Annotated in this window: 15 protein-coding genes; 6 read left to right on the top strand and 9 right to left on the bottom strand. The window is 63.6% G+C overall.

What is annotated here, in order from left to right:
* On the top strand, nucleotides 1-225 hold a 225-nt coding region (locus DL899_RS19665; protein WP_204355311.1), incomplete at its 5' end, for a hypothetical protein.
* Between the two features lie 16 nt (nucleotides 226-241).
* On the opposite strand, the gene DL899_RS13280 is transcribed toward DL899_RS19665, so the two are convergent.
* The 7 genes from DL899_RS13280 to DL899_RS13245 form a co-directional block, all read right to left on the bottom strand.
* Nucleotides 242-1,192: an ABC transporter substrate-binding protein gene (locus tag DL899_RS13280; protein WP_162685577.1), complete on the bottom strand. Its 951-nt coding sequence runs from the start codon at nucleotides 1,190-1,192 to the stop codon at nucleotides 242-244.
* A gap of 87 nt (nucleotides 1,193-1,279) precedes the next feature.
* Nucleotides 1,280-2,125, bottom strand: a complete 846-nt coding sequence (locus tag DL899_RS13275; RefSeq protein WP_111734843.1) for an ABC transporter permease — start codon at nucleotides 2,123-2,125, stop codon at nucleotides 1,280-1,282.
* A complete protein-coding gene (locus DL899_RS13270; RefSeq protein ID WP_204355310.1) occupies nucleotides 2,122-2,997 on the bottom strand; it encodes an ABC transporter permease in 876 nt (291 codons plus the stop codon). Before DL899_RS13270 ends, DL899_RS13275 begins: the two co-directional genes overlap by 4 nt.
* Nucleotides 2,998-3,249: 252 nt before the next feature.
* A complete protein-coding gene (locus DL899_RS13260) occupies nucleotides 3,250-4,029 on the bottom strand; it encodes an ABC transporter ATP-binding protein (protein ID WP_111734840.1) in 780 nt (259 codons plus the stop codon).
* 94 nt (nucleotides 4,030-4,123) lie between these two features.
* Nucleotides 4,124-5,584 (bottom strand): dihydropyrimidinase, encoded by a 1,461-nt coding sequence (gene hydA, locus DL899_RS13255; protein ID WP_111734839.1) that lies wholly within the window; start codon nucleotides 5,582-5,584, stop codon nucleotides 4,124-4,126.
* A 1-nt stretch (nucleotide 5,585) separates the two neighbouring features.
* Entirely contained in the window at nucleotides 5,586-6,269 is a 684-nt protein-coding gene (locus tag DL899_RS13250; protein WP_111734838.1) for a hypothetical protein, read from the bottom strand.
* Between the two features lie 36 nt (nucleotides 6,270-6,305).
* Nucleotides 6,306-7,556: a Zn-dependent hydrolase gene (locus DL899_RS13245; protein ID WP_111734847.1), complete on the bottom strand. Its 1,251-nt coding sequence runs from the start codon at nucleotides 7,554-7,556 to the stop codon at nucleotides 6,306-6,308.
* 220 nt (nucleotides 7,557-7,776) lie between these two features.
* Between DL899_RS13245 and DL899_RS13240 the strand changes: the two genes are divergently transcribed.
* Nucleotides 7,777-8,415, top strand: a complete 639-nt coding sequence (locus DL899_RS13240; RefSeq protein ID WP_111734837.1) for a TetR family transcriptional regulator C-terminal domain-containing protein — start codon at nucleotides 7,777-7,779, stop codon at nucleotides 8,413-8,415.
* Nucleotides 8,416-8,422: 7 nt separating this feature from the next.
* Here DL899_RS13240 and DL899_RS13235 read toward each other — a convergent pair whose 3' ends face one another.
* Nucleotides 8,423-10,111, bottom strand: coding sequence for an acyl-CoA dehydrogenase family protein (locus DL899_RS13235; protein WP_111734836.1), 1,689 nt, complete (start codon nucleotides 10,109-10,111; stop codon nucleotides 8,423-8,425).
* 185 nt (nucleotides 10,112-10,296) lie between these two features.
* On the opposite strand from DL899_RS13235, the gene DL899_RS13230 reads away from it, so the two are divergent.
* On the top strand, nucleotides 10,297-11,058 hold the full coding sequence (locus DL899_RS13230) for a sulfite exporter TauE/SafE family protein (RefSeq protein WP_111734835.1): 762 nt from the start codon (nucleotides 10,297-10,299) through the stop codon (nucleotides 11,056-11,058).
* 71 nt (nucleotides 11,059-11,129) lie between these two features.
* On the opposite strand, the gene DL899_RS13225 is transcribed toward DL899_RS13230, so the two are convergent.
* Nucleotides 11,130-11,783, bottom strand: a complete 654-nt coding sequence (locus tag DL899_RS13225; RefSeq protein ID WP_111734834.1) for a peroxiredoxin — start codon at nucleotides 11,781-11,783, stop codon at nucleotides 11,130-11,132.
* Nucleotides 11,784-11,955: 172 nt separating this feature from the next.
* Here DL899_RS13225 and DL899_RS13220 point away from each other — a divergent pair, with 172 nt between their 5' ends.
* Genes DL899_RS13220 through DL899_RS13210 form a run of 3 tightly spaced genes read left to right on the top strand, consistent with a single transcriptional unit; the run spans nucleotide 11,956 to nucleotide 15,006 of the window.
* On the top strand, nucleotides 11,956-13,398 hold the full coding sequence (locus tag DL899_RS13220) for an aldehyde dehydrogenase family protein (RefSeq protein WP_111734833.1): 1,443 nt from the start codon (nucleotides 11,956-11,958) through the stop codon (nucleotides 13,396-13,398).
* Nucleotides 13,399-13,402: 4 nt separating this feature from the next.
* The gene (locus tag DL899_RS13215) at nucleotides 13,403-14,158 is read left to right on the top strand and encodes a glycosyltransferase family 25 protein (protein WP_111734832.1); all 756 of its coding nucleotides are present in this window, start codon (nucleotides 13,403-13,405) and stop codon (nucleotides 14,156-14,158) included.
* Nucleotides 14,155-15,006 (top strand): alpha-1,2-fucosyltransferase, encoded by an 852-nt coding sequence (locus DL899_RS13210; RefSeq protein WP_162685576.1) that lies wholly within the window; start codon nucleotides 14,155-14,157, stop codon nucleotides 15,004-15,006. Before DL899_RS13215 ends, DL899_RS13210 begins: the two co-directional genes overlap by 4 nt.
* Nucleotides 15,007-15,046 lie beyond the last annotated feature (40 nt).

Below are 15,046 nucleotides of genomic sequence, written 5' to 3'. Positions count from 1 at the left end.
AAAATCACACCACGTGCCACAACAACGATCCCACGAAATCTACCGCTTCGCGATACAAAACGCCTTGTTTTGTTGACCTGCGCCAAACGAAATCCGGAAAAATCAGCCGCGAACTGTCGAAGTTGGGTTGTCCGGATGTTGCGCGATTCACGTCATCGCGGCAAAACGAAACTCGCCCCGGCAGAACCGGGGCGAGCAGCTTCGCGCATGACGGGCAGGCTGTAGCGCCCGCCCGTCAATATCAGTTCAGCGCCTGGTCGGTGATCATATGCGTCCACGCGCCCTCGCCGGGGTGCTTGGTGATCACCGGATCAGACCCGCCCGCCAGCAGCGATTCAACCGTGCGCTCGAAATCGGCGGGGTCAAGCGCGCCGTTGGAACCGGCGGTCAGCTTGGCAACTTCGCGCATCATCCGCACCTGGTGCGCCTCGGTCTGGGCACCGGTGGCATCGTTGTCGAGCACGATCATCGCCGCCTCTTCGGGGTTTTCCTCGGCCCATTTCCAGCCCTTCATCGAGGCCCGCACGAAGCGCACCATCTTGTCGACGAATGCCGGGTCATCCAGCCGGTCCTCAAGCACGTAAAGCCCGTCTTCCAGCGTCGCCACGCCCTGATCTTCGTACTTGAACACGATCAGGTCGTCGGGGCTGATGCCGGCATCCAGGACCTGTCCATATTCGTTATAGGTCATGGTCGAGATGCAGGCCGCCTGGCGTTGCAGCAGCGGATCGACGTTGAAACCCTGCTTGAGAACGGTCACCCCGTCATCGCCCCCGGTCGTCGGAATGCCCAGATGGCTCATCCAGCTCAGGAACGGGTACTCGTTGCCGAAGAACCAGACGCCCAGCGTCTTGCCGCGAAAATCCTCGGGCGAGGTGATGCCGGTATCCTTGAGACAGGTCAGCATCATGCCAGAGCTTTTGAACGGCTGGGCGATGTTGACCAGCGGCAGCCCCTTTTCGCGGCTCGACAACGCCGCCGGCATCCAGTCGATCATCACATCGGCCCCGCCGCCCGCAATCACCTGCGGCGGTGCGATGTCGGGCCCGCCGGGCTTGATCGTCACGTCAAGCCCCTCTTCGTCGTAAAAGCCCATGTCCTCGGCCACGTAGTAGCCCGCGAACTGTGCCTGGGTCACCCATTTGAGTTGCAGCGTGACCTCGTCGGCGGCCAGTGCCGAAGTCGCGGCCATCCCAGCCCATAGCCCGGCTGCGGCCACACCGATCGTCTTGAGATATGTTTTCATGATCGTCTCCATTGTTGCAGTCTGTGTTTGTCCTTATCCCCGGCCCCGCTGTGACGGGTGCCAGAATGTCACGGCCCGCTCGATCAGTGCAACCGCGCCGTAAAAGCCCGACCCGGCCAGCGCCGCGACCACGATTTCCGCCCAGACCAGATCGGTCGCCAATTGCCCGACCGAAGTCGAGATACGGAACCCCATACCCCTGATGGGCGAGCCAAAGAACTCGGCCACGATGGCGCCGATCAGCGCCAGCGTGGTGGCGATCTTGAGCCCGTTGAAGATGAACGGCATCGCTGCCGGCAGCCGCAGTTTGAACAGCGCCTGCCAGTAACCGGCGGCATAGGTTCGCATCAGGTCGCGCTGCATCGCGTCAGTTTCCTGCAGCCCCTGCACAGTGTTCACCAGCATCGGAAAGAACACCATCACCACGACCACCGCCGCCTTGGACTGCCAGTCGAACCCGAACCACATCACCAGGATGGGCGCGATGCCGACGATCGGCAGGGCGGCCACGAAATTGCCCACCGGCAACAGCCCGCGCTGCAAGAACGGCGAACGGTCGACCGCGATCGCCACCAGCACGGCGGCGCCGCAACCCATTACATAACCGCTCAGCGCCCCCTTGATGGCGGTCTGAACGAAATCCTCCCACAGGATCGCGGTGGCGTGGATAAAGCGCACGGCGATCATCGTCGGCGCCGGCAACAGTACCGAAGGTATCGCCAGCCCCCGCACCACGCATTCCCAGATCACGATCACCGTCAACCCGAATACCACCGGCACGACAGTCCGCGTGATCCGGGTGCGGGGGCGCCGCGCAAGGGTGGTATTGATCCACCAGCCCAGCGCCCATGCGGCCAATCCTGCAACAAGCCAGGTCATTGCGCCATCCCCATGCGTTTGAGCGTGATACGCTGAACCAGCCCGATCAGCCCCACCAGCACCGCCGCCAGCGTCGCCGCCATGACCAGCGCGCTCCAGATCTGGATGGTCTGGCCGTAATAGCTGCCGGTCAAGAGGCGCGCCCCCAGCCCGGCCACCGCCCCGGTAGGCAGCTCACCGATGATGGCGCCCACAAGGCTGGCCGCCATGGCGATCTTGAGCGAGGTAAAGAGATAGGGCATCGACGCCGGCAAACGCAGCTTCCAGAAGGTCTGCGAGGGCGAAGCATTCCAGGTGCGCATCTGGTCAAGCTGCATCACCTGCGGGCTGCGCAGGCCCTTGACCATGCCCACAACCACCGGGAAAAAGCTGAGATACATCGATATCATCGCCTTGGGCAGCAGCCCCGATATGCCCACGGCATTGAGCACCACGATGATCATCGGCGCGATGGCGATGATGGGGATGGTCTGGCTGGCGATCACCCAGGGCATCACGCTCATGTCCATGGTGCGGTTGTAGACGATGCCGACGGCCAGGCCGACCCCCAGCACCGTGCCCATCAGAAAGCCCAGCGTCGTCGACGAGAACGTCACCCAGCTATGGTAAAAGAGCGACCGCTTGGAAAAGCCCCGCCCCTTGGCCACCATCGCGCCGGTTGTCTTCCATATCTCTGCCGCCACCTGATGCGGCGCGGGCAGCTTTGGCTTGTCCTGGCTCCAGGTGTCGGCGACCAGCTCGGTCAGGCTCAACTCCACGCCCGCGCGCTCGGCCTTGTCATCGGCCCAGCGCGCATTCAGCGCTATCGCCCCGGCGTACCAGGCGATGAAGATGACGACCACGACGGTCAGGACAGGAAAGACGCTACGCATCAGCCATGCCCCCCGGATACGTCTGTGATGGGTGTTCGTGCGTCGACGAAGGGATTTCCCTCAGTGGATCGAGCAGAGTCCCCCCCCCCACCATCAGAGGGCATGCGCGCGCCCGGGTGGGCGCGAATGCGCCCGTCATGGGGCGGGCGGGCGCATGCCCGGCACGCAAGCGCGCCGGGCGAAGTAAATCGACGCAGGCCTTCCCCCCGATCAGCCCGGCCAAGGCCGTCATTCGGTAATCACAGTTCATCATCATTCCCCGTGCCCCGCGCGCAGCCCCTCGCGGACACGGTGGGCAACCTCCAGGAATTCCGGCGTCTCGCGGATATTCAGTGGGCGCTCACGCGGCAGCGGGCTGTCGATCACGTCGGTGATCCGCCCCGGACGCGGCGACATCACCACGATACGGGTGGACAGATACACCGCCTCGGGAATCGAGTGGGTGACAAAACAGATGGTCTTGCCGGTGCGGTCCCACAGCTGCAGGAGCTGCTCGTTCAGGTGGTCGCGCACGATCTCGTCCAGCGCGCCAAATGGCTCGTCCATCAGCAGGATATCGGCGTCGAATGCCAGCGCCCGCGCGATCGAGGCGCGCTGCTGCATTCCGCCCGACAGCTGCCACGGAAACTTGTTCTCGAACCCGGCCAGATCGACCAGTTCCAGCACCCGCTTCACCCGCGCGTCCTGGTCGGCCTTGCCGGAGCCCATGATCTCCAGCGGCAGGCGGATATTGCCGCCAATAGTCCGCCACGGGTATAGCCCCGCCGCCTGAAAGACATAGCCATAGGCGCGTGCGCGGCGGGCCTCTTCGGCGCTGACGCCGTTGACGGTGATGGTCCCGCCGGTGGGGTGTTCAAGATCGGCCATGCAGCGCAGAAAGGTGGTCTTGCCGCAACCCGAAGGCCCGATGAAAGACACGAAATCACCCTTGACGACGTCAAGACTTACATCCTTGAGCGCATGCACCGGCCCGTCATTGGTCTGAAAGGTCAGCGACAGATCCTTTGCGCTGATTACGGTATCGCCCGTCACGTATCATCCCCCGTTGTCCGCGTCCGATTGCGCACGCGGCAGTCATTATTGTCAATGGGCCTGCCCGCCGGATGGCGGGCAAAGCCGGTTTTTGTCAGATACCTGCCGGAATATTCATCGGATCGCGCACGATCTGCTTGGGCGCGGTCAGTTCCTTCCATTTCGACAGCGCCGCATGCGCCGACGGGAAGGCCGGACGCGGCACGAAACGGCCCCGCCCCGGCTGGGGCTGCGAATTCTGCCCCCAGGCCCAGATCACCTCGCCCCGGCTGATGGTATAGCGGGCATTTGCCGTTGTCTCGAAACCCTCGAAGACGTTGTAATCGAGGATCGAATGGTGATTGCCGGCGCTGATGGTCTTGGAAATCTTCGGATCCCACACCGTGATGTCGGCATCCGCCCCTTCGACGATCGCCCCCTTCCTGGGATAGATGTTCAGGATCTTGGCGATATTGGTCGAGGTCGCGGCGACGAATTCGTTCGGGGTCAACCGGCCGGTTTCCACCCCGCGCGTCCACAGCACGGCCAGCCGTTCCTCCAACCCGTTCGAGCCGTTGGGAATCCGGGTAAAATCATCCACCCCCAAGCGCTTTTGCTCGGTGGAAAAGGCGGCGTGGTCGGTCGCCACCACCTGCAGGCTGCCGGCCTGAAGCCCGTGCCACAGGCTGTCCTGGTGGTCCTTGGAACGGAACGGCGGCGACATCACCCGCCGCGCGGCATGGTCCCAGTCCTTGTTGAAATACTCGCTTTCATCAAGCGTCAGGAACTGGATCAGCGGCTCGCCATAGACGCGCATGCCCTTCTGACGGGCACGGCGAATGGCCTCGTGCGACTGCTCGCAGCTGACATGCACGATATAAAGCGGCACACCGGCGGCATCGGCGATCATGATGGCGCGGTTAGCGGCTTCGCCCTCGACCTCGGGCGGGCGGGAATAGGCGTGCCCTTCTGGCCCGGTGATGCCCTTGGCCAGCATCTCCTGCTGCAGATCAGCGACGATATCGCCGTTCTCGGCATGCACCATCGGCAGCGCGCCCAGCTCCTTGCAGCGCTTGAACGAGGCGAACATCTCGTCATCCTCGACCATCAGCGCGCCCTTGTAGGCCATGAAATGTTTGAAGCTGTTCACGCCCATGTCGACCGCGTCCTTCATTTCCTCAAAGACGCGCTCGTTCCAGCCGGTGATGGCCATGTGATAGCCGATATCGGAACAGATCTGCGGTGCCGACTTGCGGTGCCATTCCTGGATGGCGTTCTTGATGCTGCCATCCTCGCCCGGCAGGCAGAAATCCACCAGCATGGTGGTGCCGCCACAGGCCGCCGCCCAGGTGCCGGTCTCGAACGTCTCGGCCGCCGTGGTGCCCATAAAGGGCATCTCGAGGTGCGTATGCGGGTCGATGCCGCCGGGGATGACATAGGCGCCTTCGGCGTCGATGTATTCATCACCCTTCAGATCCTCGCCGATCTGCTTGATCGTCTCGCCCTCGATCATCACGTCGGCCTTCCAGGTGCGGTCGGCGGTGACAACGGTGCCGTTCTTGATGACTTTGGTCATGTCATGTCTCCCCTATTGGAAAAAACGAAATGGCGAATTTTCCAGCTTTGGTTAACTGCTGATCTTCCACGTGAACAAACATAGTTACACAGTGTGACAATAGACCGATTTCCATTCCGATCCTGTCACAATTCCCTCTCATTTGAATGTTCATCTGCTCGGATTGAGGAAAAAAAGTATTCCGAAAAATCGCTTTCATTACATCCTGAGAAAGTCCCTTTTCCTCTCCAAGAGAGTAAATAGATGCCAATTCCTCTATTCCACCTTCCAATGCCCCCATCGCACCTTCAACGGCGGACCTTAGCTGCTCTTTTTCAGCAACCACAGGAATAAAAAGCCCAATCAAGACCTCTAACTTTTCACCGGGTTGCAGCCTCACCGGAAGTTCTACGTCCTGATAAAGCGTGTTACTCCAGAACGAAACTCCAGCGCTATCCACAGCCCTCCCCTCCAAGTCCTCAGCGACCGGATATACCGCAAAAACCGTGGTAGGTTTGCCGGAAGCGTTGAACACTACTAAGGGTATCTCAACGAGGAATTTTCCTTCCCGTACATCAAACAAGGGAAGGCCTCCGCTTGAGATTTCGAAGAAATTTCGATCACCCAGAACACTCAACAAAGTTGGTATGCCACCGGTCAAAGCAATCAAGAGTGCCGTGACTGCAACTACCCGGTCGAACAACATTTTTCTATACTTTCCCTGAGCATCTCACGCCCCCGATCACTCCACGATCTCCGCCGTTTCCACCACCGCATGCATCAGCACATCGGCGCCGGCGCGGGCCCAGTCGGGGGTGATCTCTTCGGCCTCGTTGTGGCTCAGCCCGTCCTTGCAGGGGCACATCACCATCGTGGTGGGATAGACCCGGTTGACCCAGCAGGCGTCGTGCCCCGCGCCCGACACGATATCCATGTGGCTGTAGCCCAGCCGCTCGGCGGCGTCGCGCACGCGTCCCACCAGCGTTTCGTCAAAGGCCGGCGGATCGAAGAAACCCACCACCTCGGACGAGAACTTGACGCCGACATCGGCGCACAGTCCCGGCGCGGTGTCGTTCAACTCCTCGACCATCGCATTCAGCGTTTCAAGGATATGGCTGCGGAAATCTACCGTGAACACCACCTTTTCGGGGATGATGTTGCGGCTGTTGGGATAGACGTCGATATGCCCGATCGCGCCCACCGCGTTGGGCTGGTACTGCAGCGCGATCTCGTGCACCAGCTCGGTCACGCGGGCCAGCGCGCGCCCGGCATTGCGGCGCATGTACATGGGCGTCGAGCCGGTGTGCTGGCCCTTGCCCGTCACTGTGCATTCTATCCAGCGCAGCCCCTGCCCGTGGGTAACGACGCCGATATCCTTGCCTTCGGCCTCCAGTATCGGGCCCTGTTCGATGTGCAGTTCGAAAAAAGCGTGCATCTTGCGCGCACCGACCTTTTCATCGCCCTTCCAGCCAATCCGCTGCAGCTCGTCGCCGAACCGCTTGCCTTCGGCATCGACCCGATCATAGGCCCAGTCCTGTTCCAGCACACCAGCGAACACGCCCGAGGCCAGCATCGCCGGGGCAAAGCGCGTGCCTTCCTCGTTGGTCCAGTTGGTCACCACGATCGGATGGCGGGTCTTGATGTCCAGATCATTGAGGGTGCGGATGATTTCCAGCCCGGCCAGAACCCCCAGCACGCCGTCATACTTGCCACCTGTGGGCTGGGTATCGAGGTGAGAGCCGACATAGACCGGCAGCGCCTTTGGGTCAGTGCCCTCACGCCGGGCGAACATGGTGCCCATCTCGTCGACGCCCATGGTCATCCCGGCGTCCTCGCACCATTTCTTGAACAGCGCTCGCCCCTCGGCATCGGCGTCGGTCAGGGTCTGGCGGTTGTTGCCACCGGCGATGCCGGGGCCGATCTTGGCCATCTCCATCAGGCTTTCCCAAAGCCGCTCGCCATTGATCTTGAGATTCTCGCCCGGTGCCGCCATTGCGCGCCCCTCCTTTGCTTGATGCAACGCCCGTGCCCGGCGCCCCGTGCCCGGCCCGCCGGCCTTGCCGTCGTTGTTCTGGCTTTTTACCAATTGGTAAAGATACGATTGCGGAGCGAATCGCCTCTGTCAAGAGCACGAATCAGCACTGAGGCCGATCCGGGCATGGGCGGGGCGCGCAGGCCGCCGCGCCGGGCAGACGACCGAAAGGACCAAGGGAATGCCGACATCGTCCATCCCCGCCCCCTCGGACACCCCGCAGCCGCGGGCCAGCCGCATCCAGCGGCGCAACCGCAAGCGCATCCTCGACGCCGCCCTCGAGGTGTTTTCGCAGCACGGCTATCGCGGCGCCACGCTCGATCAGATCGCGACCGAGGCGGGGCTGTCAAAGCCCAATATCCTGTACTATTTTGCCGGCAAGGAAGACATCCACGTCACCCTGCTCAACGACCTGATGGATACCTGGCTCGCCCCGATGCGCCAGATCGACCCGCAGGGTGATCCGATGAATGAAATTCTGCGCTATGTCCAACGCAAGCTGGAGATGAGCCGCGAATTCCCGCGCGAAAGCCGCCTGTTCGCGAACGAGATATTGCAGGGCGCGCCCCGCATGGGCCCGCACCTGCAGACCGGGCTGAAACCGCTGGTCGATGATACCGCGGCCCTGATCGAAACCTGGATCGCCCAGGGGCGGCTGGCGCGGGTCGATCCGCGCCACCTGATTTTCTCGATCTGGGCCACCACCCAGCACTATGCCGACTTCGGCGCGCAGGTTCAGGTCCTGATGGATGGCGGCGACGGCCTTGATGGCGCGTCCGCCTTTCTCGACACCCTTTACCGGCGCCTGCTAACGCCCTGAACGCACCTTACCCCAGCAGTCTGCGCGCGATCACCTGCGCCTGGATCTCGGCGGCACCCTCGAAGATGTTGAGGATACGCGCATCGCACAGCACCCGGCTGATCGGGTATTCGGTGGCGAACCCGTTGCCGCCGTGGATTTGCAGCCCGTTATCGGCCGCGGCCCAGGCCACCCGCGCCCCCAGCAGCTTGGCCATCCCGGCCTCAAGGTCGCAGCGGCGGCCGTGGTCCTTTTCCCAGGCGCTGAAATAGGTTAGCTGCCGCGCCACCATGATCTCGACCGCCATCATCGCCAGCTTGGCCGACACGCGCGGAAACTCTATCAGGGCGCGGCCGAACTGCTTGCGCTCCTGCGCATAGCGCATGGCGATATCCAGCGCCGATTGCGCCACGCCGATGGCGCGCGCAGCGGTCTGGATGCGGGCGCTTTCGAATGTCTCCATCAGCTGCTTGAAACCGCGGCCTTCCTCGCCGCCCAGCAGGTTTTCGCCCTGGACGCGGAACCCGTCAAATGCCAGCTCGTATTCCTTCATGCCGCGATAGCCCAGCACCTCGATCTCGGTGCCGGTCATACCCTCGCTGGGGAAGAGGTCACCCTCCGTCCCGGGCAGCTTTTCGGCCAGGAACATCGACAGCCCGCGGTGATTGGTGCTGTCCGGGTCGGTCCGCGCCAGCAGCGTCATCACATGCGCGCGCGCGGCATGGGTGATCCAGGTCTTGTTGCCGGTTACAACGTAATTTCCGCTCTCGTCTTTAACGGCACGGGTGCGCAGGCTGCCCAGGTCCGACCCGGTGTTGGGTTCGGTAAAGACGGCCGTTGGCAGGATCTCGCCGTTGGCGATCTTGGGCAGCCAGGTGCGTTTCTGCTCCTCTGTACCGCCGCAAATGATCAGCTCTGCCGCGATCTCGCTGCGGGTACCGAGTGAGCCGACACCAATATAGCCGCGCGACAGCTCCTCCGACACCACGACCATCGACGCCTTGGACAGGCCGAAACCGCCGTGTTCCTCGGGGATGGTCAGGCCGAACACCCCCATCTCGGCCAGCTCCTCGATGATCTCCATCGGGATCAGCTCGTCCTTGAGGTGCCACTCATGGGCGTGCGGTTCGACCTTTTCCACCGCAAAGCGGCGGAACTGCTCGCGGATCATCTCCAGCTCGTCATCAAGGCCCGTGGCGCCCACAGTGACGTCGGCATTGCGTTCCTGCATCAGCCGCACCAGCCGCTCACGCGCTGCCTGGCTGTTGCCGCGCGCGCGCAATTCGCGCACCGCATCGGTGTCGAACCTGGCGATTTCGTCCCAACCCAGCCCCATATCCTGCGGCCGCGCCTGTTCGCCCTGGTTCATGGGGATGCCGCCGGCGATCTGGTTGAGGTATTCGCCGAACGCGATCTGCAGGATCAGTTTCTCGACCTCGCCCATGCTGCCCTGTTCGATCAGGCGCCCGGCCCAGCCTTGCATCTGGCGCAGCGCCTCGACAGAGGTGGCCAGCCAGGCCAGCCCGTGCGTGGCCCCCTGATGCGCATCGACCGCCGCGGCCGACACCCGGCCATCGGCGGTGACCATCTCGCGCACGCGGTCGGTCGCCGTCTGCAACATCTCTTCGGCCGGTTCCAGCGCGGCACCGGTCAGGGCCAGCAGGTCGTCGGAAATAATCGGTGCATCTGTCATCGGGGCCTGTCCGTCATGAGCCATGAATCGCTTCCCTTGCGAGGTCGCCCCGTCCTAGCCATTTTGCAGGTGCAGCGCAACTATTATGCCGCATACGACCTGCCAGAGTTCTATTCTTGCGCGCGCGGCGCAACCGCAGCACTGACGACACCGCGCCACCACGCGCAAAAAGCCCGTGCCCTCGTCGCGGAAAATGATAATCGGGGGGAATGGATACGCTTACGCTCAGTATCGCCGCCTTTGCCTTTGCGGTTGCGGCCTTTGCGGGCCTCGTAAAGGGGGTGGTGGGTTTTGCCCTGCCGATGGTGCTGATCTCGGGGCTGGGCTCGGTCGTGCCGCCGGACGTGGCGCTGGCCTGGTTGATCATTCCGACGCTGATCGGCAACCTGTGGCAGGCCCTGCGCCAGGGCACGGGTGCGGCGGTGGCCTCGCTCTGGCGTTTCCGCCGCTTCCTGCTGGCGACCTTTGCGGTGATGCTTCTTGCCGCCCAGCTGGTGCAGTTCCTGCCCGGCAACTCGATGCTGCTGATCATCGGCGTGCCAATGACCGCCTATGCCGCCGCCACGCTGGCCGGCCGCCCGCTGCGCCTGCCACAGCCGCCCGGCCCGGGGATCGAAACCGGTATGGGCGTGGTGGCGGGGTTCTTCGGCGGCATCTCGGGCATCTGGGGCCCACCCACCGTGGCGCTGCTGACGGCGCTCGACATCGAAAAGACCGAACATGTCAGGGTGCAGGGGGTGGTCTATGGCACCGGCGCGCTGGTCCTGGTGGGGGCGCATCTGGGCTCGGGCGCACTCAACACAGACACGCTGCCGGTCTCGGCGGCGCTGACGGTGCCGGCGCTGTTGGGGATGTGGGCGGGGTTCCGCATCCAGGATCGGATCAATCATGCGACATTTCGCCGCCTGACCCTGCTGGTGCTGCTGCTGGCCGGTCTGAACCTGGTACGCCGAGGGCTTGTCGGGCTCTGACCCCTGCTTCTTTCTGGTCAAAAATACCCCCGCCCGGCGTTACCACCGGGCCGGGGTATGGGATTTGGGCGTCAGCCCGGCAGACGGGCCTTGCGCAGATAGGGCAGAACGGTTTCGAACTCACCGAACTTGGCCTTGGCGTCCTCGTCGTTGACCGAGGTCGGGATGATCACGTCCTGGCCCACGGTCCAGTCGGCCGGCGTTGCAACACCCTTGGTTTCGGTGGTCTGCAGAGCATCGAGCGCGCGCACGATCTCGGCAAAGTTGCGGCCCACCGACATCGGGTAGGTCATCATCAGCTTTACCTTCTTGTCCGGCCCGATGATGAACACGCTGCGCACCGTGGCGCTGTCGGCGGGGGTGCGCCCGTCGGGCAGCACCGACTCGGCCGGCAGCATGTCAAAGGCTTTCGACACTTCCAGCCCCTCGTCGGCAACGATGGGGAAACCGGCCGCGGCGCCGCCGGCCTTTTCGATGTCATCTTTCCACTTGCGGTGATCTTCGACGCCGTCGACGCTGACGCCCATCACCTTGCAGCCCCGCTTTTCCCATTCCGAGGCCAGCCGCGCCACGGCGCCGAATTCGGTGGTGCAGACGGGGGTGAAATCCTTGGGGTGCGAAAACAGGATCGCCCAGCTGTCGCCGACCCAGTCATGCAGCGAGAGGGTGCCCTGATCGGTCTCGACGGTCAGATTCGGAATAGTGTCGTTGATGCGCAGGCCCACGGCGATTCTCCTTTTTTCGGTTGATACGTGCCTGCCCGAAACATACGCCTTGGACTGGCGATTTAAACCCCTCCTGCTTGCAGCTATCCCGCCCCGGTGACAAGGTGGCGCGAATCCGGCCGCGGCGGGGGATGGCCCCGGCGGACGCAATCCAGCCAGAACGGAGCTGACCATGATCGAGAACCGCAAATTCTATATCAACGGAGCCTGGGTCGATGCCCGGGACGGTCGCGACCATCAGGTGATCAACCCCGCGACCGAAGAACCCTGCGCCATCATCAGCCTGGGCGGCCAGGCCGACACCGACGCCGCCGTCGCCGCCGCCCGCGCGGCGCTGCCGGGCTGGATGACGACCGCGCCCGAGGCGCGCATCGCCATGGTCGAAAAGCTGTACGATGTCTACAAGTCCCGGCTTGAGGACATGGCCCAGGCGATCAGCCTGGAAATGGGCGCCCCGATCGAGATGTCGCGCCAGCAACAGGCGCCTGCGGGCATCGGCACCACCAAGGGCCTGATCGCGGCGGCCAAGAACTTTGCCTTTATCGAACCGCTGGGCGATCACGCCCCGAACGACCGCATCGTGCACGAAGCGGTGGGCGTCGTCGGCATGATCACGCCGTGGAACTGGCCGATGAACCAGGTCACGCTCAAGGTTGCCGCCGGGCTGCTCGCCGGTTGCACCATGGTGCTGAAACCGTCCGAGGAATCGCCGCTCTCGGCCCTGCTTTTCGCCGAAATCGTCGATGCCGCCGGCCTGCCGCCGGGGGTTTTCAACCTGGTGAACGGCGATGGTGCCGGCGTGGGTAGCCAGTTGTCGGCGCACCTGGATGTCGACATGATTTCCTTCACCGGTTCGACCCGGGCCGGCAAGCTGATCTCAAAATCCGCCGCCGACACGCTCAAGCGCGTCAGCCTCGAGTTGGGCGGAAAGGGTGCAAACCTGATCTTTGCCGATGCGGATGACAAGGCGGTCAAGCGCGGCGTGCTATATTGCATGAACAATTCCGGCCAATCCTGCAACGCACCCACGCGGATGCTGGTCGAGCGTTCGATCTATGATCAGGCGGTCGAAACGGCGGCCGAAGTCGCCTCCAAGATCACCGTCGGCGCGCCCAGCGACGAAGGCCGCCATATCGGCCCGGTGGTGAACGCGGCCCAGTTCGACAAGATCCAGGGTCTGATCCAGAAAGGCATCGACGAGGGCGGGCGCCTAGTCGCCGGCGGCACCGGCCGGCCCGAGGGCTTCAACCGCGGGTTCTATGTGAAACCGACAATATTCGCCGACGTCACCCCTGACATGACCATCGCGCGCGAGGAAATCTTTGGCCCAGTCCTGTCGATCATCCCGTTCGACACCGAGGAAGAGGCGCTGACGATCGCCAACGACACGCCCTACGGGCTGACCAACTACGTCCAGACCCAGGACACCGGGCGCGCCCGCCGCTGTGCGCTGGCGCTGCGGTCCGGCATGGTCGAGATGAACGGTGAAAACCGCGCCATGGGTTCCCCCTTTGGCGGCATGAAGCAGTCCGGTCATGGCCGCGAGGGCGGCAAATGGGGGCTCGAAGACTTCCTCGAGGTCAAGGCCGTCTCGGGCTGGGGTACGGACGACTGAGGCGATGACGGCGCACGCCTTCGTCCTGCACCTGGCGCGTGCGCAGGCCCGGCGCGAGAACGCGCAGGCGCTGCTGGCGGATTGCGGCGTGCCGGGCGAAATCTGGCCGGCCGTCGATGGCGCCGCGCTGTCGATGGATGATCTGACAGCGCAGGTGGGCGCGGAAATCTTTGCGCCCGCTTATCCCTTTTCGCTGCGCCCGGGCGAGGTGGGCTGTTTCCTCAGCCACCGCCAGATCTGGGCCGAAATCATCCGTCGCAACCTGGATTGCGCGCTGGTGCTCGAGGATGACGTGGCGCTTGATCCGTCGGTTTTTCCGCAGGCCCTGCGGTTGGCCAAACGCAATATCGGGGCGCTGGGATATATCCAGTTGCAGACCCGCCCGCCGCGCAGACCGGCGATGTTGCTGGATCAGGACCGCCGCTGTCGGCTGACGCAGCCGGTCGTCACGCCGGTGCGCGCCTCGGCGCAGCTCATCAGTCGCAGCGGCGCGCAACTGCTGCTGGAGAAATCGACCCACTTCGACCGACCCGTCGATACCTATGTGCAAAGCCACTGGTTCACCGGCCTGCGGCCGGGCGTGGTCTTTCCGGCTGGGGTACGGACCATCTCGGACCAGTTGGAAGGCAGCACCATCCAGATCGGGCGCAAGCCGATGCTGGAACGGATATGGCGTGAATGGGCGCGATCCATCTACCGCTATCGCCTTGCGCGCTTTTCCCGGCAAAGCCCTGCACCGCGGCAGGAGGCACGCCAATGATCATCTCGCGGCTGTTCGGCGGTGCCGGGAACCAGCTGTTCCAATACGCCGCGGGCCGGGCGCTGGCCGACCGGTTGGGAACAGATCTGGTGCTCGACCGCCGCTATGTGGGCCTGACCGGACAGCCCCGCGCCGACGCCTTTGCCCATTTCACGGGCGCCCGGTTCACCGAGGCCCGCAACCTGCCCCCGGCCAAGATGGACGGGATGCTGCGTTATGGGCTGTGGCGGTATTTTGGCCGCAACCCGCGTTTTCACCGCGAGGGCGGGTTGGGTTTCAACCCCGGGTTTTTCGACCTGCCCGACAACACCTATCTGCACGGCTACTGGCAATCGCCCCGCTATTTCGGCGGCTCCGAGGCGCAGCTGCGCCGCGACCTGGCGATGACCACCTCGCTGGATGCTGCCAATGCCGCAATGGCGGCGCGCATAACCGCCGCGCCGGTGGCGCTGTCGGTGCATGTCCGCCGCGGCGATTATGTCGGCGACGGTGCCTTTGCCGCCTGCACCCCCGCCTATTACCGTGCTGCGGTCGATCACATCGCCGGGCGCGTCAGCCAACCGCTGACATGTTTCGTCTTTTCCAACGATCCCGCCTGGGCGCGCGACAACCTGGAACTGGGCCATGAAACCGTGGTCGTCGACATCAATGACGAGGATGCAGGCCATTTCGACATGCACCTGCAATCACTGTGCGATCACCACATCATCGCCAATTCCACCTTTTCCTGGTGGGGGGCCTGGCTGAACGACGCCCCGGACAAGATCGTCATTGCGCCAAAGGCATGGTTCGGCCCCGGCAAGCCAGACAACCCCGATCTGTGCCCGCCTGACTGGCTGCGGCTCTGAGCGCGGCTTTCCCGGCACGGGGAATGCCGCTAAGAGGGTC

The sequence above is a fragment of the Roseovarius amoyensis genome (assembly GCF_003260265.1).
Taxonomy (GTDB): domain Bacteria; phylum Pseudomonadota; class Alphaproteobacteria; order Rhodobacterales; family Rhodobacteraceae; genus Roseovarius; species Roseovarius amoyensis.
Note: the sequence above shows the minus strand (reverse complement) of the source record. Positions and strands in the feature narration are given on the sequence as shown.

Excerpts from the sequence above, each read along its gene's own strand:
- DL899_RS13245 (WP_111734847.1), bottom strand. The coding sequence starts at position 7,556 with ATGGCGGCACCGGGCGAGAATCTCAAGATCAATGGCGAGCGGCTTTGG.
- hydA (WP_111734839.1), bottom strand. The coding sequence starts at position 5,584 with ATGACCAAAGTCATCAAGAACGGCACCGTTGTCACCGCCGACCGCACC.
- DL899_RS13215 (WP_111734832.1), top strand. The coding sequence starts at position 13,403 with ATGACGGCGCACGCCTTCGTCCTGCACCTGGCGCGTGCGCAGGCCCGG.
- DL899_RS13280 (WP_162685577.1), bottom strand. The coding sequence starts at position 1,192 with ATGGCCGCGACTTCGGCACTGGCCGCCGACGAGGTCACGCTGCAACTC.
- DL899_RS13220 (WP_111734833.1), top strand. The coding sequence starts at position 11,956 with ATGATCGAGAACCGCAAATTCTATATCAACGGAGCCTGGGTCGATGCC.
- DL899_RS13240 (WP_111734837.1), top strand. The coding sequence starts at position 7,777 with ATGCCGACATCGTCCATCCCCGCCCCCTCGGACACCCCGCAGCCGCGG.
- DL899_RS13270 (WP_204355310.1), bottom strand. The coding sequence starts at position 2,997 with ATGCGTAGCGTCTTTCCTGTCCTGACCGTCGTGGTCGTCATCTTCATC.
- DL899_RS13235 (WP_111734836.1), bottom strand. The coding sequence starts at position 10,111 with ATGGCTCATGACGGACAGGCCCCGATGACAGATGCACCGATTATTTCC.
- DL899_RS13275 (WP_111734843.1), bottom strand. The coding sequence starts at position 2,125 with ATGACCTGGCTTGTTGCAGGATTGGCCGCATGGGCGCTGGGCTGGTGG.
- DL899_RS13230 (WP_111734835.1), top strand. The coding sequence starts at position 10,297 with ATGGATACGCTTACGCTCAGTATCGCCGCCTTTGCCTTTGCGGTTGCG.
- DL899_RS13210 (WP_162685576.1), top strand. The coding sequence starts at position 14,155 with ATGATCATCTCGCGGCTGTTCGGCGGTGCCGGGAACCAGCTGTTCCAA.
- DL899_RS13250 (WP_111734838.1), bottom strand. The coding sequence starts at position 6,269 with ATGTTGTTCGACCGGGTAGTTGCAGTCACGGCACTCTTGATTGCTTTG.